Annotated in this window: 21 protein-coding genes; 10 read left to right on the top strand and 11 right to left on the bottom strand. The window is 62.1% G+C overall.

Going from position 1 to position 23,285, the window contains the following annotated elements; translation table 11 throughout:
* The 3 genes from BRAS3843_RS34895 to BRAS3843_RS34885 all read left to right on the top strand — a co-directional run.
* A partial coding sequence (locus BRAS3843_RS34895; RefSeq protein ID WP_035983837.1) for a DUF763 domain-containing protein occupies nt 1-482 on the top strand: 482 nt, incomplete at its 5' end.
* Nucleotides 483-485: 3 nt separating this feature from the next.
* Nucleotides 486-959 (top strand): NUDIX domain-containing protein, encoded by a 474-nt coding sequence (locus tag BRAS3843_RS34890; protein WP_008973960.1) that lies wholly within the window; start codon nt 486-488, stop codon nt 957-959.
* Nucleotides 960-1,222: 263 nt separating this feature from the next.
* Nucleotides 1,223-1,699 (top strand): hypothetical protein, encoded by a 477-nt coding sequence (locus tag BRAS3843_RS34885; RefSeq protein WP_035983834.1) that lies wholly within the window; start codon nt 1,223-1,225, stop codon nt 1,697-1,699.
* 57 nt (nt 1,700-1,756) lie between these two features.
* Here the strand turns inward: BRAS3843_RS34885 and BRAS3843_RS34880 are convergent, their stop codons facing one another.
* From BRAS3843_RS34880 to BRAS3843_RS34865, 4 genes are all read right to left on the bottom strand, one after another.
* On the bottom strand, nt 1,757-3,454 hold the full coding sequence (locus BRAS3843_RS34880) for a methyl-accepting chemotaxis protein (RefSeq protein ID WP_008973958.1): 1,698 nt from the start codon (nt 3,452-3,454) through the stop codon (nt 1,757-1,759).
* A gap of 442 nt (nt 3,455-3,896) precedes the next feature.
* The gene (locus tag BRAS3843_RS34875) at nt 3,897-4,544 is read right to left on the bottom strand and encodes a flavin reductase family protein (RefSeq protein ID WP_008973956.1); all 648 of its coding nucleotides are present in this window, start codon (nt 4,542-4,544) and stop codon (nt 3,897-3,899) included.
* A 167-nt stretch (nt 4,545-4,711) separates the two neighbouring features.
* Complete coding sequence (locus tag BRAS3843_RS34870) at nt 4,712-5,911, bottom strand: MFS transporter (RefSeq protein WP_008973955.1); 1,200 nt, start codon at nt 5,909-5,911, stop codon at nt 4,712-4,714.
* A gap of 273 nt (nt 5,912-6,184) precedes the next feature.
* Complete coding sequence (locus tag BRAS3843_RS34865) at nt 6,185-6,667, bottom strand: hypothetical protein (protein ID WP_008973953.1); 483 nt, start codon at nt 6,665-6,667, stop codon at nt 6,185-6,187.
* 132 nt (nt 6,668-6,799) lie between these two features.
* Here BRAS3843_RS34865 and BRAS3843_RS34860 point away from each other — a divergent pair, with 132 nt between their 5' ends.
* Entirely contained in the window at nt 6,800-7,846 is a 1,047-nt protein-coding gene (locus BRAS3843_RS34860; RefSeq protein WP_008973952.1) for an SDR family NAD(P)-dependent oxidoreductase, read from the top strand.
* Between the two features lie 169 nt (nt 7,847-8,015).
* Here the strand turns inward: BRAS3843_RS34860 and BRAS3843_RS34855 are convergent, their stop codons facing one another.
* Complete coding sequence (locus BRAS3843_RS34855; protein ID WP_201768884.1) at nt 8,016-8,768, bottom strand: MBL fold metallo-hydrolase; 753 nt, start codon at nt 8,766-8,768, stop codon at nt 8,016-8,018.
* 303 nt (nt 8,769-9,071) lie between these two features.
* Between BRAS3843_RS34855 and BRAS3843_RS34850 the strand changes: the two genes are divergently transcribed.
* Nucleotides 9,072-9,977 (top strand): LysR family transcriptional regulator, encoded by a 906-nt coding sequence (locus tag BRAS3843_RS34850; RefSeq protein ID WP_008973950.1) that lies wholly within the window; start codon nt 9,072-9,074, stop codon nt 9,975-9,977.
* A gap of 176 nt (nt 9,978-10,153) precedes the next feature.
* Here BRAS3843_RS34850 and BRAS3843_RS39100 read toward each other — a convergent pair whose 3' ends face one another.
* Together BRAS3843_RS39100 and BRAS3843_RS34835 are read right to left on the bottom strand one after the other, a co-directional pair.
* On the bottom strand, nt 10,154-11,068 hold the full coding sequence (locus tag BRAS3843_RS39100) for an AraC family transcriptional regulator (protein WP_008973949.1): 915 nt from the start codon (nt 11,066-11,068) through the stop codon (nt 10,154-10,156).
* A gap of 675 nt (nt 11,069-11,743) precedes the next feature.
* Nucleotides 11,744-13,345, bottom strand: coding sequence for a tannase/feruloyl esterase family alpha/beta hydrolase (locus tag BRAS3843_RS34835; RefSeq protein ID WP_063710334.1), 1,602 nt, complete (start codon nt 13,343-13,345; stop codon nt 11,744-11,746).
* A gap of 152 nt (nt 13,346-13,497) precedes the next feature.
* Between BRAS3843_RS34835 and BRAS3843_RS34830 the strand changes: the two genes are divergently transcribed.
* Entirely contained in the window at nt 13,498-14,172 is a 675-nt protein-coding gene (locus BRAS3843_RS34830) for a Crp/Fnr family transcriptional regulator (RefSeq protein WP_008973947.1), read from the top strand.
* A gap of 108 nt (nt 14,173-14,280) precedes the next feature.
* Here BRAS3843_RS34830 and BRAS3843_RS34825 read toward each other — a convergent pair whose 3' ends face one another.
* Together BRAS3843_RS34825 and BRAS3843_RS34820 are read right to left on the bottom strand one after the other, a co-directional pair.
* Nucleotides 14,281-17,391, bottom strand: a complete 3,111-nt coding sequence (locus BRAS3843_RS34825) for an efflux RND transporter permease subunit (RefSeq protein WP_008973946.1) — start codon at nt 17,389-17,391, stop codon at nt 14,281-14,283.
* Complete coding sequence (locus BRAS3843_RS34820; protein WP_008973945.1) at nt 17,391-18,494, bottom strand: efflux RND transporter periplasmic adaptor subunit; 1,104 nt, start codon at nt 18,492-18,494, stop codon at nt 17,391-17,393. Before BRAS3843_RS34820 ends, BRAS3843_RS34825 begins: the two co-directional genes overlap by 1 nt.
* A gap of 216 nt (nt 18,495-18,710) precedes the next feature.
* Between BRAS3843_RS34820 and BRAS3843_RS34815 the strand changes: the two genes are divergently transcribed.
* The 4 genes from BRAS3843_RS34815 (at nt 18,711) to fabF (ending at nt 21,731) form a co-directional block, all read left to right on the top strand.
* Nucleotides 18,711-19,289, top strand: coding sequence for a TetR family transcriptional regulator (locus BRAS3843_RS34815; protein ID WP_008973944.1), 579 nt, complete (start codon nt 18,711-18,713; stop codon nt 19,287-19,289).
* A 32-nt stretch (nt 19,290-19,321) separates the two neighbouring features.
* Complete coding sequence (locus BRAS3843_RS34810; protein ID WP_008973943.1) at nt 19,322-20,173, top strand: alpha/beta fold hydrolase; 852 nt, start codon at nt 19,322-19,324, stop codon at nt 20,171-20,173.
* 33 nt (nt 20,174-20,206) lie between these two features.
* A complete protein-coding gene (locus BRAS3843_RS34805) occupies nt 20,207-20,389 on the top strand; it encodes a hypothetical protein (protein WP_008973942.1) in 183 nt (60 codons plus the stop codon).
* A gap of 79 nt (nt 20,390-20,468) precedes the next feature.
* Complete coding sequence (gene fabF / locus BRAS3843_RS34800; protein ID WP_008973941.1) at nt 20,469-21,731, top strand: beta-ketoacyl-ACP synthase II; 1,263 nt, start codon at nt 20,469-20,471, stop codon at nt 21,729-21,731.
* Between the two features lie 58 nt (nt 21,732-21,789).
* On the opposite strand, the gene BRAS3843_RS34795 is transcribed toward fabF, so the two are convergent.
* Complete coding sequence (locus BRAS3843_RS34795; protein ID WP_008973940.1) at nt 21,790-22,494, bottom strand: antibiotic biosynthesis monooxygenase; 705 nt, start codon at nt 22,492-22,494, stop codon at nt 21,790-21,792.
* 80 nt (nt 22,495-22,574) lie between these two features.
* Nucleotides 22,575-23,285 (bottom strand): antibiotic biosynthesis monooxygenase, encoded by a 711-nt coding sequence (locus tag BRAS3843_RS34790; RefSeq protein WP_008973939.1) that lies wholly within the window; start codon nt 23,283-23,285, stop codon nt 22,575-22,577.

Raw genomic sequence — 23,285 nt, 5'->3', positions numbered from 1 at the left:
CGAAGGACGTGTTTGCACGCCGCCTGCACGGCACGCTTGCGGCCGCTGCCGAGCGCGGGCCGCTCGACTTCCCGGAGCTGTTGCTGACGCCCGGGGTCGGCGCCCGCACCGTGCGCTCGCTGGCGATGGTCGCCGAGGTCGTGCACGGCGCGCCCTATCGCTTTGCCGATCCCGCGCGGTTCTCGCTCGCCCATGGCGGCAAGGACCGTCATCCTTATCCGGTGCCGATCAAGGTCTATGACGAGACCATCCGCGTGCTGAAATCGGCGGTCGGGAACGCCAAGCTCGGCCGCGACGAGACGCTCGGTGCGCTCAAGCGCCTTGACGACCAGGCGCGCCGGCTCGAGCGCAGCGCGACCGGCCCTACAGTCGATGCCTTCATCGCCACCGAGCGCGCCGCCTCGCCCGATCTCGACGGCCGTTCGGTGTTCGGCTGGGAGCGTGACCTCGTCGGCAATCTCCCCAAGCAGAAGCAGCGTTAGCCGATGCCGGTCCGCAGCGCGGGCGTGCTCGCTTTTCGCACAACCTCCGGTGCGGTCGAGGTGCTGCTGGTGCATCCCGGCGGGCCTTTCTGGCGCAACAAGGATCTCGGCGCCTGGTCGATTCCGAAGGGCGAATATGATGCCAGTGAGCCGGCCGACATTGCGGCCCGGCGCGAATTCGCCGAGGAACTCGGGGTTCCGCTCACCGCTCCGCTGCTTCCGCTCGGCGAGATCAAGCAGCGCGGCGGCAAGATCGTGATCGCTTTCGCGGCCGAGGTCGACCTCGATGCCACAGCGATCCGAAGCAACAGCTTCGAGATCGAATGGCCGCCAGGCAGCGGCCACATGCAAAGCTTTCCTGAGATTGATCGCGCGGCGTGGTTCAGCCTCGCCGAGGCAAGCAAGCATATCAATCCCGCACAAGCGGCGCTGCTCGACCGCTTGGCCGAGATCCGTCGCAAGGCTGACAAGCCTTGACGCTTGCCTCATGACAAGCGCGTGACGCGGCAGCTACATGCGCGCCCACGATCAGTTCCGGATTGCGAGACCGCCCGTAACTACACGCCGCTGCGGCGGACCACGCTGTGACTTTTTCACGCACTCACGCGACATTGTCCGATTTTTTCTCGCAACGAAATTCACTTCGCCGGGGATCGCGACTATATCGGCCGGGTTGCCTGCGTCGGAGCCTCAAGCCTGCCGCAACCGCATCAAGCGACTGAGCCAGGATCGTGTTACAGGTGAAATTCGAGAGGATTGATCAGATCGATCGCATCGATCTGACATTCGTGCCGTCCAGCCTCAGCAAGCAATGCAGGTCGCTGATCGAGAGCTATCATCGCGTCCACGGCTATGCCGCATTGCCTGATCTGTTATGGAAGTCCGGGCTCGGGCCCTTCATCGAAAGCCAGCGCGATCTGCGCCAGCTCCTGAAACGCGCCTCGATGTCACGCAGCGCGAAACGCGCCAATGAAGGCTTCGTGCGGATCGCAACCACGATCCTTGCCCTCGAGATTCTGGCTTCGAGTTTCGCCGGCTGGGCCGGTCTCCATCCCGAGGCCGCACTGATCGCGCGCACGCTGCTGCAGCCCTCGGCGAGCCATCAGCAGCTGCCGCTGATGGCGTTCTACCTCTATCCGCAGCAAACGGTCGTGCCGAACGTGCTTGCGACCCTGGCGCCTCCGCTTGATGCCGACGATGAAGACCGCGCGCACTGACATGCGCGCGGCTTAATCGGATTGACCTGTCAAACAGTCGGCAGCGCCCGGACGGATTTAGGCCGCCCGGACATTGCCAAGGAAGTTCCCGGTCTCGCGCTTGAGCTGATCGGATTGCGAGCCGAGCTGGCCGGCGGCGCTGAGCACCTGCGCAGCCGCCGCGCCGACCTGGCTGGAGGCCTCGCGCACGCCGACGATGTGCTTCATCACGCCCTGGGTGCCCTCGGCGGCCTGCTGAACGCTGCGCGCGATCTCCTTGGTCGCCGCCCCCTGCTCCTCGACCGCCGCGGCGATCGCTTCGGTGATCTCGTTCATCTGGCCGATGGTGGCGCCGATCTCGCGGATCGCGGTGACGGTCGAGCCGGTCGCGTCGCGGATGGCCTCGATCTGGCTGGTGATATCTTCGGTCGCCTTGGCGGTCTGCGCCGACAGCGCCTTGACCTCGTTGGCGACCACCGCGAAGCCCTTGCCCGCCTCGCCTGCGCGCGCCGATTCGATGGTCGCATTGAGTGCGAGCAGGTTGGTCTGGCCGGCGATGGTCTGGATCAGCGCCATCACCTCGCCGATCTTCTGGGTGGCATGCACCAGCTTCTCGACCATGGCTTCCGTGCGCGTGGCCTGGCTGACCGCGTTCTGCGCGATCGACGAGGACTGGGTGACCTGCCGCGCGATCTCCTGGATCGATGACGACAGCTGCTCGGCCGAGGCCGACACGGTTTGCACGTTCTTGGCGGTCTGCTCGGCGGCGGCGGCCACGTTCGCGCTCTGCGTCGTGGTCCCCTCGACAATGCTCGACATCGACGAGGCCGAGCTTTGCAGCTCGCCGGCAGCGCTCGCGGTACCCTGGATGACGCCGCCAATCGAGCGCTCGAACTGGTCGGCGATGCGGGCCAGCACCGCGCGCCGCTCCTCGGCCGCCTGCGTCTTGCCGTGCTCCTGCTCGGCACGCAGCCGTTCGCTTTCGGCAAGATGGTCCTTGAACACCTGCAGACTGCGCGCCATCCGCCCGATCTCGTTCTTGCGGTCGACGAACGGGACATCGAAGGCGAGATTGCCTTTGCACAATTCGTCCATCGCCTCGCAGGTCTTGCTGAGCGGATCGACCAGGCCGCGCCCGAGCCAGAACGCGATGACGCCCGCGATCACCAGCCCGGCCAGGCCGCCGAGGCCGGCCCACATCGCGCGCTCATAGACGACTGCGTCGACGTCGTTGATGTAGACGCCGGCCTGCAGCGCCAGCATCTTGTCGCCGCTGCCATAGGCGCCGACATAGGACAGCTTGGGCAGCTCGCCCCCGCCGCCCGAACGCGGCGCCATGTATTCGACGTAGCCGCCGCCGGCGCGCGCCGTGCGCACGATGTCCTGGATCAGCAGCTTGCCCGTGTTGTCCTTGAAGTCCCAACGATTGACGTTGATGTATTTCGGATTGGCGTGGACATAGGTGACGCCGGCATCCGACGGGCCGGTGCCATAGACACCGAGATAATCGGCATATTGCCCCCAGCGCATGGCGCCGATCGCAGCAAAGGCCAACTGGCGCGCGCGCTCCGGCTCGAGCCGGCCCGCCTTGGCATCGGCATCATAGGAACTCAAAATCTTGGTCGCGGACTCCACGAGGTTGCGAACCATGGTCCGCCGCTCCTCCAGCACGGAGTCCCGGAGCAAAAGGATCTGCATGGCGGAGACGGCAAAGAGGGTGATCGACAGCACCGCAATGATCGTGGCCAGGCGCTGATAGACGGTGAGATGTCGCATTTATCTGATCCGGCTTCCCGTTTCGTGCAGGCCGCAACCCTATCAACTTGAAATTAATAGAGTGCTATTTGCAGATACCTCAGGTGCAACTATTAAAATCCCACTGAATTCGGTGCAGGTAATGCACCGGATCGGCATACGACACACCGTGGACTTCGCCGTCGAATGCGGGTTCCCTGCGCGGAACGATCTGTAAAAGCTGGGATCCCTCCTCACCCGCGACTGCGATCGCGGCCGGAACCTCGCGAGTGCCACGCCGCGACCAACGCCGCTGCTGTCGCGACGCGATCCGAGCCCGAGTGTTGCCAATCTATTAACTTTTTTGATAGCAGGAGGCGCCGCGGAAACCGCGCGGCGTCCGGCATCGACTCCCGTGCGGAAAGAATGCACGGGGCGAAACCACAGGCTCAGCCGACCCGGGCTCCGCGTCCCGGCAGCCCGCTCAAATCTCCGCCCTGAAAGTCCGTCCCAGATCGCGTGCGTCGCCGAAATAGTGACGGAATACGTAGTACAGCGGATTCCATTTCTGCGTATCGATGTGATCCGTTCCCGGCACTACGATGCCGCGATGGGCGTGGACGCGGACAACCTCGCACTCGATGATCAAAGCCTTCTGCGGCGTGGAGCCGAGATCGACCGCGTCACCATGGATCGCAACGAGCCTGGCTTCGAACTGCAACGGACATTCGGAGATGCGCGGCGCCCGCACGCGCTCCGATGATACGGCAGTAAATCCACCAGCCGCGAATTTATCGCCCATGTAGCTATAACCAATCGCGTGCTTGAAGGCCGGCACCGGATCGCGACCGGTGCCGCGCGCGATCTTCTCGACTTTCGGCCACAGCTCGGCGGAGGCAAAATTGAGTGTGCATTCGCGCTCACGTCGCAGATTCGCAGCACCGTGGCCGGCCGTCGAGAGACCAAGCACCACGCATGAACCCAGCGCCCAGGCCGACGACATCGGCGTGATGTTCGATGTCCCGTCCTCGTTCCTGGTCACGACGAGAACGACAGGCGTTCCGAAATAGAGCACGGGCGGTGAAATCGTCAAATGGTCGTCCGGCAGGTCCATAACACTGGAGGCGGTCACGACAGATCTCCCACATTTGGTGTCGGGACCTGACATAGCCGATCCGAGCGCAGTGACGCTTCGTCGCCAGTCGAAGTATGCCAACAACCACCGCCCGCCGCGGAAGCGGAGAGCCTTTATCAAACGAGCGGCTTGACGCCGCCGTCGCGATGCACGGGAAAGGGAAATCAGGTCGCCGCGACGGCGGCACTGCCCGGTCGTCGCCGGCGCAGCAAGAGCAGCATGCCGAGCGCGGCGCAGGAGCAAGCGAGCACCAGCGCCAGCAGCGCGTTGCTGCCGTAGCGCGTGAGCAGAGCGACCAGGATCGGCGCGGACATGGCGGAAAGCAGGTTGAGCGGCAAGGCGATGCGTGCGCTGGCCTTGGCGAACTCGGCCTTGTCGTAGAACACCAGCGGCATGGTGGCGCGCGCCACCGCCAGCGCGCCGCTGCCGAGACCATAGAGCAGAATGAACGTGGCTGCGGCGACATAGGAGCCACCGCTCACCATCAACAGCAGCATCGCGACCGGCAGTGCCAGGCCTGCTACCAGAGCGGTGGTGATGCCGTCCCAACGGCCGCCGCCGAGGAAGTCCACCGCGCGGGCACTGACCTGGATCACGCCCAGCATCGCACCAAAGCTGATCGCCTCCGAGGCTGTCAGTCCCTCCGCCTTGAGCAGCTCGATCAGCACCGCGCTGAGGCCGAACGCCACAAAGGCATTGAGACCGATCGCAGCGACCAGCAGATAAAACGTGCTCCGGGCTGGTGCAGCCGTGGGCGCCGCCGCGGATCCGCCGGCCGCTCCCATGGCATACTCCTTGCGTCGTGGCGGCAGGGCGAAGGCGTAGAGCGGAAGCGAGACCAGCAGCAGCAAAGCCGCATAGACGAGGCAGGTGCTGCGCCAACCGAGCATGCCGGCAAGATAGACGGTGGTCGGCCAGAAGATGCTGCTCGAGAGGCCGGTGACCAGCATCAGTGCGCCGATCGCGCCCCTGGCGTTCTGGCCTGCGATCTCGTTGAGCACGATGTAGGCCGCCGTCGACAGCGTGGCGCTTCCCGCCAACCCGAGCAGGAGCCAGGCTGCGTAATAACTGACCGGCCCTTGCGCGACCGACAGCAGCACGAAACCGGGCGCTGCAATCACCGTCCCTGCCATCATGACGCGCCGGGCACCGTAGCGCACGAACGGCTGCGCCAACAGCGGCGAGCACAGACCCATTGCAAGATAGAGCACGGAGGTGCTGCCAAACACCGCGGTCAGGTCCATGTCCAGATCGGCGGCCATCTGGCGACCGAGCACGGCAGGAAGGCTCAGCGTCCCCCAACCGATGAGCTGGGTGACGGCGAGGACGATGAGCGCAATGAGGAGTTTACGATCGGCGAGCAAGAGGCATTCCAAAAATCGACGCGCCAAGAATCGACGCACCAAGCATCAGCGCGCCAAAAATCGACGCGAGCGGCGCAACTGGCATCGCACCATTCGAGGCCGACATATTTGCCCTGGATCTGCAACGTCTTCAACGCCCAGCCCGGCAAACGCGGCCCGCGTTTGCTGCATGCGTTGGGCGCTCACAGCAGTGCGGGCTTTGATCAGGCGGTCGTCATCCGCTCTGCGAAGCGGCCCTGCCGTCAGGCGATCCGGCCGCCCGTGGCAATGCCGTCAGCGTTGGCCTGTCGGGCAGCTCTTACGGGTCTCCTTCAAGAGCGCACGCATCTTCTCGAAATATGTCGCATCGTCCTCGGCCGTCATGTCGAAGCAGACATATTCCATATGCGGCCTGATCTCCTGCGCGAAACTGCGCCGCCACTCCTCATGATCGTAGACCGACAGGATCTCGTCATAAGCGAACAGCATGTGGGCGACGAAGTTCTTGTAACGGACGAATTGCAGCCGGTCGGCGCGCAGCGCCTTCGTGTCAGGCTCGACGAGCTCCGGATTTCTCAAAGCGGACTCGCTGTAGGACATGTAGACCTGACGCGCCGTCGTCTCCCTGGTGTTCTGCCGGATCAGGTTGATCTGAAAGGACACGGCGGCGAAGCCGAGCACGCCGACGGCGGCGGAGATGATCTGCGCCCAATTGGATTGCGGCCGCTTGGGCTTTTCTTGCGGGCTGGGTGTCGGACTGGGGGTCGTACTCGTCATGGCGCCATCCTAAGCTCATCGGCCTTAAGAATGTCGTGACGGCCGCTCCATGGGCCGAAGCGTCGCCGACATCGTGCAGGAACCTCGCCTGCCGCGGCCGGTTGACGCCCCGACGGAGCTCGGGAGCAAGCCATGCCCGCCTATAACATCTTCCGCCGTGGCATCCTGAAGGGAACGGCGGCGATGACCGCGTTTGCGGTCATCAACCAGACCACCGCGCAGTCCGCTGCGCCCGGCAGGTCCGACTCCGGCCCGCGGGAGTTGCGTGGACAGCAGGTGCCGGAGCCGCCGGAGGGCAAGAGCGCAGGACCGATCCGGCCCGGGCGCGGCTCCGCGCTGTCGGGCAAGGTCGCCATCGTGACCGGTGCGGCGCGCGGCATCGGTCGCGCCATCGCTGTGGAGATGGCGGCCAACGGCGCCGACGTGGTGGCGCTGGATATCGCGGGGCCGGTATCGACGGCGTCAAACGCGGTACCTGCATCGCCTGAGGATCTCGCCGAGACCGTGCGGCAGATCATGGCCTACGGACGGCGCGGCGAAAGCATTCGCGCCGATATCCGCGACATCGCCGCGCTTCGCGCGGCTGCCGATCATGTCGAGCAGACCTATGGCAAGATCGACATCGTGGTCGCCGATGCAGCGATCCAGCGCTGGAAGCCGCTGCTCGAGATGGAAGATTCCGACTGGCGCGACGTGATCGACAACAATCTCAACGGCACCGCCAACACCATCCGCGCCTTTGCGCCGAAGATGGTGGCGCGCAAGCAGGGCCGCATCATCGTGCTGGCGTCGATGCAGGGTAAGCACGGCACCAAGGACGGCTCGAGCTACGCCGCCTCGAAATGGGGCATTCTCGGCTTGATGAAATCGGCCGCGCTGGAGTTTGGGCAATATAACATCACGGTCAACGCGCTGATCCCCGGCCTCGTCGACACGCCGCTGACCCGCTACGATAAACGGTTCAGCGAAGCGATCGGCGAGACCGGTCGGCAGGCGCCGGAGCATCCTTCGCCTCAGCAGGCCTGGGACGCCCGCGCCCCCACCGTCGCCCTCAAGGTCGGCTGGCTGCAGCCGGACGACATCTCGCCCGCCGCCGTGTTCCTCGCCTCCGATGCGGCAGCGATGGTGACCGGCGCCGAATATGAGGTCACCGGCGGGGACAGTGCGAAGAATGTGTGAGGCGCGGGTCCGCCTGTATCCGGAGAAGGCGGCGGTCCGATCTTTTCGCTGATGTCCAGAGCTTCGCAGCTCAGCACGAGCGGAGCTCGGCGCCCGATCTTTGAGCTGAGCTGCGATCTCGACGAATCGAGCACCGAAATGTGGTCGCCGATCTGCGTGCCGATCAGGCTCAAGGCTGATGACCGAGCTTCACGACGATCTTCGGATGACGCTCGCTCAAGGCCTTCAATGCGAGCAAACTCTTCCGCTCCTCTTCCCTATCGAATGTAAAACTCCCGGGTTCGACACCGTGCTCCCAGCCCCAGCGTGTATGGCAAGCGTCGCCGGTCAGGAGCACCGGACCTGTCGGAGTGCGGGCGAGATAGGAGACATGGCCCGCGGTGTGACCGGGAGTGAGGATTGCGAACAACGAGCCGTCACCGAACACATCGATCACCCCTTCGAACGTCCCGTCCTGGTCCTTGGTGAACTGAAATTCCTGAATGGCGGGCCGGCCCTCAAAGAAGGCGTCTTCCATGCCCTCGACAAAGACGTTCTCGAATTTCTTCTCCTCGGCTTCTCCCGGACCTGTGAAAAGCGGCACATCTTTCGGAATGTCCGGCATCCCGGAGATATGATCGAGATGAAGATGGGTCATGAGCACCCCTTTGAGAGGGCCCTCTTCCGATTTGATGATCGACAAGGGATCTTGCCGGATTTGCATCTTGTCGAGCTTCGCGAAATTCCGCACCACCCATCCGACGCCCAAGCTCTTGGGGTCCGCGACGAACCGCTTCGAAACCCCGGTGTCGACCATGTAGAATCCCTGCGTCGGATGCCGCAGGAGGTGCGTGTAGATCTGGATCGGCTCCTCGTGATCGGTGAGCCCGGCCTGGACGGCTTGGGGATCCTTCAGATTGATCAGCCCCGACAGATCGGCCACCCAATCCGCGCTGGCAACCGTCTCAACCTCGATGGGTCCCGGCCTATCAATCAGCGCCTCCATAGCCGATGAACTGACCGGCTTGCCGAGACCGGCATGCTTCGTTGGATGGGATGTCTGCGCGCACGCGGAAAGCGCGAAGACGGCAAGGGCGCCAACACAAAGGAGTCCTGACTTGCGGAGCATGATGGTCTTCCTCATTTCTGCTGCCGCTTTTGCCCTGGACGGGCAGAATAGCAATCGCCTAAATTCCTATGCCGCCATACATAAATGAATGACGCGGCACGAGCCCAAGGAGCCGAAGTGGACCTGCAATGGGATGACTTGCGGATTTTTCTCGCTGTTGCAGATGCCGGCAGCCTGAGCGGCGCCGCGCGACGCCTCAAATTGAGCCAGCCGACTTTGAGCCGCAGGATTGCGGAGATGGAATACGCGCTCGGCGATGCGCTCTTCGTCCGCAAGAACCAGGGCATCTCCTTGACGAAAACCGGAACGCGGCTGCTTCCCGCGGCCCAAGGCATGGCTCAATGGGCGACGGAAGCCAATCGCTCACTTGACGCCAAGAACTCGCCCGTGAGCGGGCGCGTGCGCATCACGGCGGCGCCAGCGTTCGCCTTCGATTTCCTGGCGCCGTTCGCGGAAAGGCTCCGGAGGAAGCACTCGCAGATCACCCTCGAAGTTCTGGCCAGCACGGAGCGTCTCAATCTTTCGCTGGGCGAGGCGGATATCGCGCTCAGGAAACAACCCTCCGACGATCCTGATTTGATCACGGTCGATGAAGTTATGCTTCCGATCGGCGCCTATGCGAGCCGGGACTACGCCAGGCGCCTCCCCGCAACATACGATTTCCGCGATCTCGACTGGATCGCGTGGGCTGGCCAACACGAAATGGCGAGCCCTAATCCGGAACTCGCGGGCAAAATTCCGGACTTTCGCCCTTCTTTCACGTCCGACGATTACAGCGTGCAGGTCGCCGCCTGTCATGCCGGCCTTGGCGCAATGATCCTCTTGAAGACTCCCCATCGTCTCACGCGCTCGGGCGGATTAGTAGAACTGAAACTCAAGCTTCCGACAACGCTCCGCGCACCGCTCACGATCATCTGCCACAAGCGCATGGCGGATCTCCCCAAGGTGAGAATTGTCGTGGACCTGCTCAGGCAAGAGTTTGCGGACATAAGGGCCAAGTCGCGGACGGACTTCGAACGGTGACGCCAACTATCCCAGGGAAAGTCAGAGACAGAAAGGAGACTTCACCCAAGCATTCGAAGCGAGAAGCGAAAACAGGAGCGGATTGAACGCATCCACTATCGAGATCAGTTGCGCGTGATCCGCCGTTTGAGCCAACTTCGAGGTTGAGCAAGCCGCGGCGACTAATACGATACCCTCTATCCGGTCCGCAGCGACGTCGAGGCTATCGCCGCTCCGCCGCGGAACGCCTGATCCGGCGGGACGCCGACGATCGCGTTGACATCATGGATCATGTGGGCCTGATCAGCAAAGCCGCAGGCATAGGCGACATCCGCCCAACCCGGCTCGCGGTTTCTTGCCGCCAGCGCTTTCTCGACGCGCGCGGCCCGTGCGAATCCTTTCGGCGTCAGGCCGAACATCGAATGAAAGCGGCGCGACAGCTGCCGTTCGCTGATGTCGAGGTCCCTGGCGAGCTGTCCAACGCGCAAAGATGGATTGCGCTTCAACCTCGCTGCCGCTTGGCAGGCGATCCGATCCGGTCCGCACTTGCAGAGATGAGCAACGAGGAAGCGCTGGACATGGCCGACCCGCTCGCGGCTCGATTGCGCCTCCGCCAGCATCTCCGCGAGCAAGGCGACATCGCCCGGCGGGAAGACGTCACCGAGACTGATCTTGATGTCGGCGCAGCCTTGCAGGCAATCGCCGAGCAGGTGGGCCGCAGTTTCCGGCTTGAGCTGCACGGCGACCAATCCCAGTGGCCCGTTCGGCCGAACCATCGCGATGCCGCTCTGAACTCTGGTTGCGACGTGGCAATAGGGTGGGTGCTGGAAGTCTATAGAGCCGAAGCGGCGCAGCGACCGGATCGGCGTGCGATATTGAAAAAGCAGCAGCGTCATCGTTCCCGGCAAGACCTGCATGACCAGCTTCCTGGTCGCCGCGTCATCCGCAACGTCCCAATCGGTGATGTCCTCGACCAGATCCGAGAGCTTCAAGGACGAGTCCACCGGCGTGGTGTCCAGTAGCTGCCCCGCGACCCGTTTCATGCCCAACGACAGAAGCCTGTCCGCAGCCCAGGGCCCCGTCGGCCAGGTAACGACCTCATGTTCGCCCATCCGTGCAAACTCCACTGAGTCACCAAGGAGCCGCGCACGCGGCCACCGTTTGTCGCTGCTGCAATCTGTAGGCGTAGAGCAGCACTGCTACGCAATCAAGCGCGTCACGAACAAGTTATTCGAGCAGAAATGAAATGAACGGAGCGCCGTACGCGGCTGACGGACAGCAGGCCCGGAATCATGACCGATTTGTCCAATTCAAGCGCGGCGGGCTTGCGCATGGTGTGCCCTCGCAAGTCAGGCGAGGCGCGTAGCTCGGCGCGGCAAACGCACGTTGTTACATCCGTAACGACTTCGCGCGGGCCCGGAAGTTGGCATGAATCGTACAGGCCCGATCTCGATAAGCGATGCAGCCGGATCATCCAAGAAACAGCCGGCGCGCAATCTGCGCGAGATCGAAGCTGCATGCCAAGAGTTCGCAAGCCGCACGACGCCGCCGACGGGTCCGAACGGCTGCCGCAATCGATACTGCCGAGTGGCCTTGATCGCGAACCGCCGATGACCGACCGCTTGGGCACGCTGCGCAAGCCCGGCACAACACCTCGAACGCGACTAGCGGAGAGAATGTCAGTCGGTCCTCGTTGAGGTACAAACTGCGTTTTGTTGTATTCTGTCGAGCGAGCGACCGGTCGCGGGTGGCACTGAACTGACCTTGCGCCGCGACCGATCTCGACCTCAGCGATTGCTTGCCTCCTTGTCGTGATCGTGATGATCGTCATCGTCGTGATCCGGTCTCACGCACGCAAAGCTCGCGCTGCTGGTGGTGCTCCCCCCTTTGTATTTCGCAAATTGAGGGAACGGACAAAGCGGCCTTTGAAACGCAACCCCCTGGGTCGGATCGTCATTCACGTATTTCGTGGCGACGATCTTGTCAGGCGCATTCTGGTACTCGACCCATTGATCGAGGGCCGTGAGGATGTCGTCTGAGGCGTCAGAAGGGTTCGGACCGTTGACCCCTTGACCAAACGCATTTGCACCGGGTCCACCACCGCAATGAGCCATTCCCGGCACCATGAAGAGGCGATAGAAGTCCCCGATGTGTTCGTGGCCGCCCATTTCTCGGGCCACCGCGCTATAGTAATTGATGTCGTTCTCAGGTGAGATGGCAGTATCGCCCCAGCCTACATATTGAATCAGCTTGCCGCCCTGCAATTTGAACGGACGGAGATTGGGATCAACAGAGTTCAGGATGGCACCAGTGCGAACGTCGGCCTGATGCGCATTTTCCTCGGGGCTAAAGGTATCCGGAGTCCATCCAGAGTTCGGAAAGACGATGAACTTGAAGTAATTGTCTCCGAACAATCCCTGCAATCCATTGGCTGGATTGCCGGTATCCGTCAGCCATATCGACCAGTTGGCGGCGATATTCGCCTCGTCGCCACCCACCCGATAACCCGGGAAGATTCCGGGAGGTCCTGAAAAGATCTTCTTCACGGCTTCGATTTTGTCCTTTGGCAACGAAAGCTTTTCCGGGTTGAAGCGGCAGGCGGGTGGATTGTTCAGGAACTGATCTGTGCTTAGCCCACCGTCGTGTCCGGAGCACTGCGCCAACATGGCATTGCTGACGACGTTGAGGTCGGCTTGCGAAAGATCGCCACTCGAGGTGGCGGCAAGCGCTTTCTGATCCCAGACGAACCCGGTAAACAGGTGGGTCCAATAATTCGCTGGCGATCCAGCTACGATTCCGTCGAAGTCTCGCGGGTACCGCTGGGCCTCCATCAAGGCTTCGCGGCCACCATCGGAACAACCCATGAAGTAGGAGCGACGAGCGCCACTTGATTTGAATGCCATGATGACGTCCTTGGCGACGTCAGTGGTCTCCTTCAGCGCTCGATATCCGAAATCGATCACCTTCTCGGGATGGCCTAGAGCCCAAGATGCGTCGATGCCGCTAGCCTGATGACCGTCATCGGTCGCTGCTACGGCATAGCCTCTGCGAAGTGGCTCGCCCATGCTGCCGTAGCTGATCGATCCACAAAAGCCGCCGCAGCCAGCCTGTAGATACTTGAGGTTCCAACCGGACTCCGGCACCCACACTTCGAAATTGATATGAGAGTCGCTGGTGGGGGTCGTGAAGCCGGCCACTCGGCAGAATTGCGGCAACGCCGCAATTGATTGGCCGGTTGGAGTGACAAACGTTCCAGCCGGAACGGTCTGCGCAGTCGTTATGGTGGTATTCGGTCGATGGAAGCTGCTTGCCAATTGAGAGCACGTTGAGGCGGCTGCGGGCGAAGCCGTAAGGAATCCAATCACCACGGGTGCGGCCGCGGCCTTCAAATATCTTGAGGCTCGTCTCCCGTTTCGTCCGTTACTCATCGATGTACCCCTCCCTGTTGCATTGCATTATTTCGGGCACTTGCACGCCCGTTTCGGGATGATAAATCATCCATCGGTGCAACACTGTCGCCGTGCGAACAATTGGATATGCGATGCGGTCGCTCGACGATTTAATGGCTGCGAGCAAATGGGCAGTTGCTCTTTCGGCCGAGCAACTGCAGCGGGTTCGCTCCGGACTAATCGTCCGCGACCTTCAGCCCGGCAATTATGCCTGCCGGAAGGGCGATCCCTCTAATATCTGGGTCGGCGTGATTGATGGATTGTTCAGGGCAGAAAGCCTATCCGACACCGGAAAGCCGGTAACCTTCGCGGTGCTCCCCGCCAACTCCTGGTTCGGTGAAGGCTCGATCCTCAAAGGGGAGGCGCGCAAATACGACGTGGTGGCGTTGCGTGAGTCGCGTATCGCATCGATGCCCGCAGCAACCTTTTTGTGGCTGTTGGATACAAGCATCGCTTTCAACCGCTTCATCCTGACCCAGCTCAATGAACGGCTCGGGCAATTCATGGGCGCGTTCGAGCATGACCGCCTGCTCGAGCTGGAAGCGCGAGTCGCCCGCACAATCGCGGATATGCTGCACCCGCAGCTCTATCCTAGTCGAGAAGCCCGCATCGAAATTTCCAACGAAGAGCTCGGTCATCTCGTCGGTACCTCGCGCCAAACCGTGAGCCACGCTTTGCACGTGCTTGAGAAATCCGGGCTGATCAAGATAGCGTATCGCATGATCACAGTGCTCGACATTGAGCGCTTGCGAGATTTCGGTAGGTAGCAGCGCAGCATCCCGGGGACGCGCTCCTCCGCCGCTTCCAGGATCCTCGCGCGCGCCTCGTCGGTATCCTTTTCCCTTCGGACCCGACGTTCATCGAATTACCGAGCTCTACTCGGCGGCCAATGCCGGCCGCACTTCCGGATGCTCCGTCGGACTCTGTTGCATCTGATCTGCAGTCGGCCTGATCCGGAACCATGCAGCATAGAGCGCAGGTAGGAACAGCAGAATTAGCACCGTGCCGACCGCCGTGCCGCCGATCAACGTGTAGGCCATCGATCCCCAGAACACGGAATGCGTGAGGGGAATGAAGGCCAGCACGGCTGCAAGTGCGGTCAGGATCACGGGCCGCGTGCGTTGCACCGTGGCCTCGATGACGGCGTGGTAGTCGTCAAGGCCGGCTGCACGGTTCTCCTTGATCTGTTCGGTCAGGATCAGCGTATTGCGCATCAGGATGCCGGCCAGTCCTATCAGACCCAGAATGGCGTTGAACCCAAAGGGCTGATGGAAAGCGAGCAATGCGGGCACGACGCCGACGAGACCAAGCGGTGCCGTCAGCGTGACGAGGGCCATCATCGAGAAGGATCGTACCTGAAGCATGATGACGATAAGCGTCGCGGCGATCATGGCGGGAAAGACAGTCGCCAATGCGTCGTTGGCCTTGGTGGCCTCCTCGATCGAGCCACCCATCTCGATGCGATAGCCGGCCGGTAGAGACGCAATCAGCGGCTGAAGGGCCACCTTGATCTCCTTGGAAACCTCTGGAGGCTGGGTCGCCTCATTGATGTCCGATCGGATCGTGATGACGGGCGTGCGATCGCGGCGCTTCAGGATCGGCTCTTCCAGACGCACTTCCGCATGGCCGATCTGGTCGAGCGGAATCGGACGGCCCTCTCGGCTCATGAGCGAGAAGTCGGCCAGACGCGTCGGATCCAGCCTTTCGCGACCGGCGCTGCGTGCCATGATCGGGACATTGCGAATGTCCTCGCGGACCTGTGTCACGGCGATGCCGGTGAGCAGGAACTGGAGCTGCCGGCCGACTTCCGCTGGCGAGAGACCGATGAGGTTCAGCCGATCCTGATCTGGAATGAAGCGGAGCACGGGCGTGCGATTGCCCCAATCGCGGTTTGCCTGCCGCACATCGGGAACGCCGCGCATGACATCGATGGCTTTTTCAGAAATCGCGTACAACTGCGCAGGGTCGGGTCCCATGACCCGAAACTCCACTGGGAACGGCGTGTAGGGTCCGAACACAAGCTGAGTGATGCGAACATAGGCCTCGGATGCCAGCCCTTGTGACACCGCTTGACGGAGCCGGTGCTTCAGAGCCTCGCGCGCCTCCGCGTCTGGTGTCAGCACAACCAGCTTCGCGAAGGCTGGATCGGGGAGTTCTGGCGCCATCGCGAAGAAGAAGCGCGGAGCGCCCTGACCGACATAGCTGGTGACGATCTTCGCCTCGGGCTGATCGTGCAGCCAACGTTCGAGCTTCTCAACCGCGGCGGTCGTGGTCTCAATGCTGGTGCCTTCCGGCAGACGGACCTCCACCAGGACTTCGGGGCGGTCGGACGTCGGGAAGAACTGCTGTTTGACGGCCCCCATGCCGACGCCGGAGAGCGCGAACGCGATGGCGACGATGCCGACGGTCAAGAACTTGTGGCGCACGGCGAAGGTGATGAGCCGCCGCAGGCGCCGATAGTTCGGCGTGTCGTAGATCGCATGGTGACCGCCTTCGACGGTTTTGATCGCGGGCAGCATCTTGACGCCCAGATAGGGCGTGAAGACCACCGCAACGATCCACGAGACGATCAGGGCGAACCCGACAACCCAGAAAATGTTGCCGGCATATTCGCCGGCCGTCGAGCGCGCGAAGCCCACGGGCAGGAAGCCGGCGATCGTCACGAGTGTCCCGGACAGCATCGGCGCCGCGGTATGGCTCCACGCATGGGCCGCCGCCTTGATGCGGTCCATGCCTTCTTCCATCTTTACGACCATGACCTCGATGGCGATGATGGCGTCGTCCACGAGAAGGCCGAGCGCGAGGATCAGCGCGCCGAGCGTGATGCGGTCGAAGAACCGGCCGGTCTCGAGCATGATCAGGAACACGACGGCAAGCGTCAAGGGGACCGCTGCGGCCACGACGATGCCGACACGCCAGCCAAGGCTGAGCAGGCTTACGAGCAGCACCACGCCGAGCGCCATCGCGAACTTCAGCATGAATTCGTCAACCGCCGAAGTGATGTTGACGGCCTGATCGCTCACCTTGTCGAGCGTCATCCCGAGCGGCAGCGTCCGCGCGATGGCTGCCGACCTCTCTTCCAGCTGCTTGCCGAGCGCCAGACCATTCCAGCCCTCCTGCATGACCACCGCCAGCATGATCGTGGGCTCACCCTGATGCCGGATGATGTAGGTGGGAGGATCTTCGTAGCCGCGGCTGATGTTGGCGATATCGGACAGCTTTAACGTTCGTCCCGCAGCGGCAATCGGCGTGTCGGCGATCGCCTGCGCGCTGTCATAGCTCCCGTCGACCCGGATGAAGACCTGCGGGCCGCGAGTGTCGATCGAACCTGCCGGGGTGACCGAATTCTGCCGCTGCAACACGGCAATGATATCCTGTGCCGAGACGCCGAGCGTTGCGAGCTTTGGGTAGGAAAACTCCACGAAGATCTGCTCGGGACGTTCGCCGAGGATATTGATCTTCTTGACGCCTGGCACGTGCAGAAGGTCTTGGCGGATCACCTCGGCCTTCCTGGCGAGCTCACGCATCGGCATGCCCTTGGCCTTCAGGGCATAGAGCGCGAAGCTTACGTCCGAATATTCGTCGTTGACGAAGGGGCCGAGCACGCCAGGGGGCAGGTTGCGGGCTTCATCCCCGAGCTTCTTGCGAGCCTGGTAGAATTCCTCCTGGACGACAGACGGCGGTGTGCTGTCCTTCAGCGTGACCGTCAGATAGGCATAACCTGGACGGGTGGTGGTCTCGACCCTGTCGTACCAGGTCAGTTCCTGAAGCCGCTTCTCCAATGGTTCTGCGACGAGGTCCTGCATCTCGTGCGCCGTTGCGCCGGGCCATACCGTCGTAACCGTCAGGGTCTTGATCGTGAAGTTGGGATCTTCCGCGCGGCCAAGCATGAGGAACGCATAAGCGCCTGCGGCCGCAAGCAGGATGATGAAGAACAGGGTGACAGCGCGTTCGCGAACGGCGATTGCGGAAAGGTTGAAGCTCATCAGTTCCCCCTGCTCTCAGACGCGGTCCTCACGCGAGTGCCGTCCTGCAGGAGGTGAGCGCCGAGCGAGACAACCGACGCGCCAGAACTCAGTCCGGAGATCACGGCGCTTTCGCTGGTCACACGCACCAGCTTGATGGGCTGAAAGTGGACGGTCGAGATGCCGCTGTCGAAGACCCAGACGCCGGTCTTCCGGCCGTCGTCGAGCACGGCTCCCAGCGGCACCTCGACTTCCGGCTGCGTCTCTTCGCTCGTCAGCCGAATGGTGACCGTCGCGCCAAGCGGCGCGGTCGCAGCCTCGCCGTCGAGCACGTAGCGGGCCTCATAGGTGCGGGTCTGGGCGTCAGCGGAATCCGACAACTGCCGAAGATGCGCCGCATAGCGCTCTCCATCGCTCCCGTACAGGCTGGCCTCGGCGACCGAGCCGATCGCCGGCCGGATTGTTTCGGGAAGCGCGACCACCGCTTCGCGAGCACCTGCCTGGGCAAGCCTGACCACGGTCTGCCCGGCGGAGACCACTTGGCCCGGCTCGCCAAGCGTTTGCACGACCGTTCCGTCCGCATCCGCCACCAGGACGGAATAGGCCGCCTGATTCTCTGCGACCTTGGCTTCGGCTTCCGCCGCAGCGAGTTGCGCGTTGGCCGTATCCGACGCTGCCTTCGCCTGTTCGTAGCGCTGTTTTGGAGTCCATCCGTCGTTGACCAGGTTGGCGTATCGCCGCTCATCGGCATCCGCCTGAACGACGGTTGCGCGCGCTGCGGCAACGGCATTGCGCTTGGCCGTAAGCGCGAGGCGGAGGTCGGTTTCGTCGATCCGCATCAGCGGCTGCCCGGCTTTGACCTGCTCACCGACATTTACGAGCCGTTCGACGATCTTACCGGCGACGCGGAAGCCAAGGTTGCTTTCGACCCTCGCTCCGATGGTCCCCGTGAAACCGCGTTCGGATCCACTCACCCGCGCGACCCTCGCCAGGTTGACAATCGGCGGTTCCAGCCTCGGATCGCTCACGGCCGAGGCCTCTTGAGCAGGAATGCCAAGCGCAACGAACGCGGCCACCCCCACCGGGATCGAAATACCGGCCAACACGGCAAAACCCCTCATCATGCCCATCTCCTGCTCCGAATTTAGATTACGTTCGACTTCTATAATCAAGTTAGAGTACGGTCGCAATCTAAAAAGGGCGCTGACGAGAAAGTGATCTGCTCAAGATCGGCCGTTCGACGGCAGTGACCGACAGATCGGCCACCCCCACTTGATAGATTGCATTCGAACTCTATATGCCATATAGATTTCGAGTGTAATCCAAAATGGAGATCCACGATGCGCGTGAGCCGGGTTCAAGCCGCCGAGAACCGCCAAACCGTGATCAATGTGGCAAGTCGCCTTTTCAGGGAGCGCGGCTTTGACGGCATCGGGCTCAAGGATCTGATGGAGGCGGCCGGGCTGACCCAAGGCGCCTTCTACAAGCAGTTCGCATCAAAAGAGGATTTGGCGGTCGAGGCGTCCAAGCGCGCATTGGAGAGCGCCTCCCGCCGATGGTTGGAGGCGACCGCCCGCAATCCTGATGATCCGCTTGGCGCGGTGATCGGATTTTACCTCAGTGCCGACCATCGCGAAGAAAGAATGGACGGCTGCCCAGTCGTGGCGCTCGGCTCAGACGCCGCCAGACAGGGACCTGACGTGAAGGCGGCCTTCGAAGAGGGAATCAAGGCGTATCTCGACGTCCTCAGCGGCTTCATTGCTCAGAGCGACAGCGAGGGGTGCGGGCGCAAGGCCATGGGCATTCTCGCGACAATGGTCGGCGCAGTGACGCTATCGCGCGCCGTCAACGACCCTGATCTGGCTCAGGCGCTCTTGGATGCGGCGGTCCAACAGGTTCGCGACGCCGCTGCCGATTGAAAGATGGTCCCTCAAAGCACCGGAAGAATCGAATGCTTAGCCTCATTGAAGCTCGACCAACTTTGCTCAAACTCTCGGATGCGCTCAGCCTGCGGTTTCAAAAGATCGGCGATGGGCCTCCGCTACTCCTCTTACATACGATCCGGACGCAGCTCGAATATTTCCGCAGTCTCGCGCCCCTGCTCGCGAAGTCGCACACGGTGTACACCATTGACCTGCCAGGCCATGGTCATTCGCCGATAGATTCAAGCGCGAGCTTCGACGAACCCTACTTCAGGCAGGCAGTCATTCGGTTTATCGAGGAGCTGAACCTCTCGGCCCTCACGCTGGTCGGTGAATCGATTGGCGGGGCATTGGCCTTGACTGTGGCGGCGGCGCTTCCGCAACGGGTGAAGCGGGTCTACGCGATCAACCCCTACGACTACGAGACCCGCTACGGGGACGGCATTCGACGCGGCAACTGGCTTGCGAATTTCATCATCGGAAGTTTGCAGATCCCGGTGCTCGGTGCCCTGAATGCAGCGCTCGAAAACAAGATGATTCTTGGCAAGATCATGGGTGGTGGATATCACGACTCGCGCAAGCTGCCGGCCGATCTGCTTGCTGAGTTCGATGAAGTCGCCCACCGCCCGGGATACAAGCGAGTCGCACGAAAGGTGCTGGCGGGCTGGCGATCCTGGAGCAAGGCACGCGACGACTATCGGCTGATCTCGGCGCCTGTGACGCTTATTTACGGCGACAGCGACTGGTCTCGCCCCAATGAACGCGAACGCACCCGGTCGCTGATTCCCGCTGCGCAGATGGTGACGCTCAAGAACACCGGCCACTTCTCGGCTGTCGAGAGTCCGTTGGAGCTGGCTCGCGTGATACTGGCGTCAGAATGACGCGCGATCATCGAACACAGGAGTGCGCAAGCTATGGTCAAGCGCTTTTGGGAAAGTTTGAGCGACTGGGCTGAGGTCCTCAGCATGGACGATCCGCACGGCGATTACCTGTTCAGGCTGGAAGAGCGCGTTGCGAAGCTTGAGCGCAAGCTTGACGATCTTCAGACCCAGTCACGAGCAACGCCGGTCGAGTCGCCGGATGACCGTGTACGGTAATCGCAAATCGTGAACACTGCCCTCCCGAAACACCAATGTCCCGACTGTCAGTCAAGCCCTCCTCAAAGGTGATCTGATCATGCGCCGTATCGTCGTTACGGGACTGGGCCTCGTATCACCCCTGGGCTGCGGCAGTGAGCTGGCATGGTCTCGGCTGCTCGCGGCTCGCTCGGGACTTGCCGCGCTCCCGGAGTGGGCGGCTGTCCTTCCCGCACGCGTGGCCGGAATCGTTCCGACAAAGGCTGATGACGCAGATGGAGGCTTCGATCCGGATCTGATCGTTGCGCCGAAGGATCAGCGGAGGATGGATCGGTTCATCCTGTTCGCGCTGGTAGCTGCGGCCGAGGCGATAGCACAAGCCGCATGGACTCCTTCCGAGGCGTATTCCATGGAGCGCACCGCGACCGTGATCGCGTCGGGCATCGGAGGCTTTCCGGCGATCGTCGAGGCGGTCCGCACCACCGATCAGCGCGGAGTAAGACGCCTCTCGCCCTTCACCGTGCCGTCCTTTCTCGCAAATCTCGCGGCCGGCCATGTCTCGATCCGCTACGGTTTCAAGGGGCCAATCGGCACGCCGGTCACCGCCTGCGCCGCAAGCGTGCAGGCCATCGGCGATGCCGCGCGCCTCATCAGAACCGGTGAAGCCGACGTTGCGATTTGCGGTGGGTCGGAAGCCTGCATCGATCTCGTGAGCCTGGGCGGCTTCGCCGCGGCCCGGGCTCTTTCGACGGGCTTCAACGAAACGCCGACGCGCGCGTCCCGCCCCTTCGACCGCGACCGCGATGGCTTCGTCATGGGTGAAGGCGCCGGCATCCTGGTCATTGAAGAGCTGGAGCACGCGCTCCGCCGCGGCGCCCAGCCGATCGCGGAAATCGCCGGCTACGGTACGACTGCTGACGCCTACCACATCACGTCAGGACCCGAGGACGGCGACGGCGCGCGCCGCGCCATGGAGGGCGCCTTGCGGCAAGCCGGCCTCAGGCCCGGTGACATACAACATCTCAACGCCCATTCGACGTCGACGCCGGTTGGCGATCTTTCCGAACTGGAGGCGATCAAAGCCGTGTTTGGCCGCGACGGAAAAATTGCGGTGAGCGCCACCAAATCGGCAACTGGTCATCTGCTCGGCGCAGCCGGAGGAGCGGAAGCGATCTTCACGATCCTCGCGCTACGAGACCAGATCGCGCCACCCACTCTCAATCTCGAAAATGGTGATACCGCCGCCGAAGGCGTCGACATCGTCGCCCGCGAAGCGCGGCGGATGCCCATGGAGCATGCGATCTCGAACGGATTCGGCTTCGGAGGCGTCAACGCCAGCGTCATCTTTCGACGTTGGCAATGACAGGTTCATTTGTTCGGGGTTGAGCCAACATGTCGTGGTGGAAGCGCGAAGGACAGCGCTATCGCTCGGCTCGCTTGACATGCAGCGTCTTGCGGCACTCGACATCCGGGTAGAATTGCGGCGCCTCGCGGCGATCAAAGCGGCCATAGTCGCGGACGATGCGGATCGTCCGATGTCGCAACGTGTCGGTGCCTTCGGCTTTGCGTGGCGACCATTGGCTCGCCGCCTCGGCATCTGTCCACGCAACCACCAGCGCGATTTTTCCTGGATTGTAGATGCTGTCGTAGACATCGTAATCGATGATGCTGCTGCCCTGCAGCTCGAGGCCTAGGCGGGCGGGTAGCAGATTGGTTTGATCTGTGAACGCGACATCTCTTGACAGTGTTACTTCGGTGAAGGTGACAAACTTCCCTAGACCCACTTCCGTTTCGTCGAGCCGCAATTCCCGTATCGGCGCCTGCTTCGGCGGATTAGTATCCGCAATCACCTCACCACCCCTGATGTGATAGTCCTCGAACGTCTGGAAACGTCCCTTGACTTGGATCGCGTGATGTTCAGCCTCGGTGCGCCAGCGTACAACTGATTTTTCGTCGCGCCAGGTCTGAATTGACAACATCCAGCCGGGTCTTAGCCGGCTTTCAAAGCGCTCGCTTTCGATGTAGCCGTCGATCGTTTCCAAAATCGGTTTCAAGTGCTGCACAAGTCCGAGATATTCATCTCGCTTGCCCGCGGCAGGAAGCACCTCGAAAGCGAAGCAAAACATGCGGTTTTCCGATCTAAGGCCGGCAAGAGTTCCTCGGACGGCTCTCTTGGGTTAGATTCGTAATTCGGGTCTGCGAATACCTAATGCGCCGGCTCGGCCTGCTTGGCGTGTAGAGTTTCACGACCCTTGACGTCGGGATAGAACTGCGGCGCTTCGCGACGATCGAACCTGCCGTATTCGCGCACCACGCGGACCTTGCGGTGGCGGAGTTTCTCCGCGCCTTCGATTCTCTTCGGCGACCACGCATCAGCGGCTTTTTCGTTTTTCCAAAATACCAGCAGCCCTATTTTCCCTGGATTGTAGATGCTATCGTACACGTCGTATTCGATGACGGCACCTTCGTTGACATCAAGCCCAAGGTGACTCGGCAGCAGATCAGTCTGAGCTGCGAAAGCGGCTCCTTTGCTCGGCGTGACCTCGGTGAATGTCGCGATCTTTGCGGTCCCCACTTCGGTTTCATCAAGACGCCGTTCCAGTATCGGAGCTTCTTTAGGTGGGTCGGTGTCGGCAGTGACGTCGCCGACGCGCAGGTGATAATCCTGAAAGATCTCGAACCTGCCTTTCTCCTGTACGGCATGATGCTCGCCTTCGGTGCGCCAACGCACGACCGACTTCTCGTCGCGCCAAGTCGAGTGAGACAACACCCAACCGGGCCTCCGTCGGCTCTCGAAGCGCTCGTTGTCGACGAAGCCGTCGATCTTTTCGAGGATCGGCTTGAGATGTTTGGCGAGGTCGAGATAGGCGTCCTTCTTTCCATCGTTCGGGAGGACTTCAAAAATCACAGAAAACAT

This window comes from Bradyrhizobium sp. STM 3843 (genome assembly GCF_000239815.1).
GTDB lineage: Bacteria > Pseudomonadota > Alphaproteobacteria > Rhizobiales > Xanthobacteraceae > Bradyrhizobium.
This window is presented reverse-complemented; position numbering and strand designations above follow the sequence as displayed.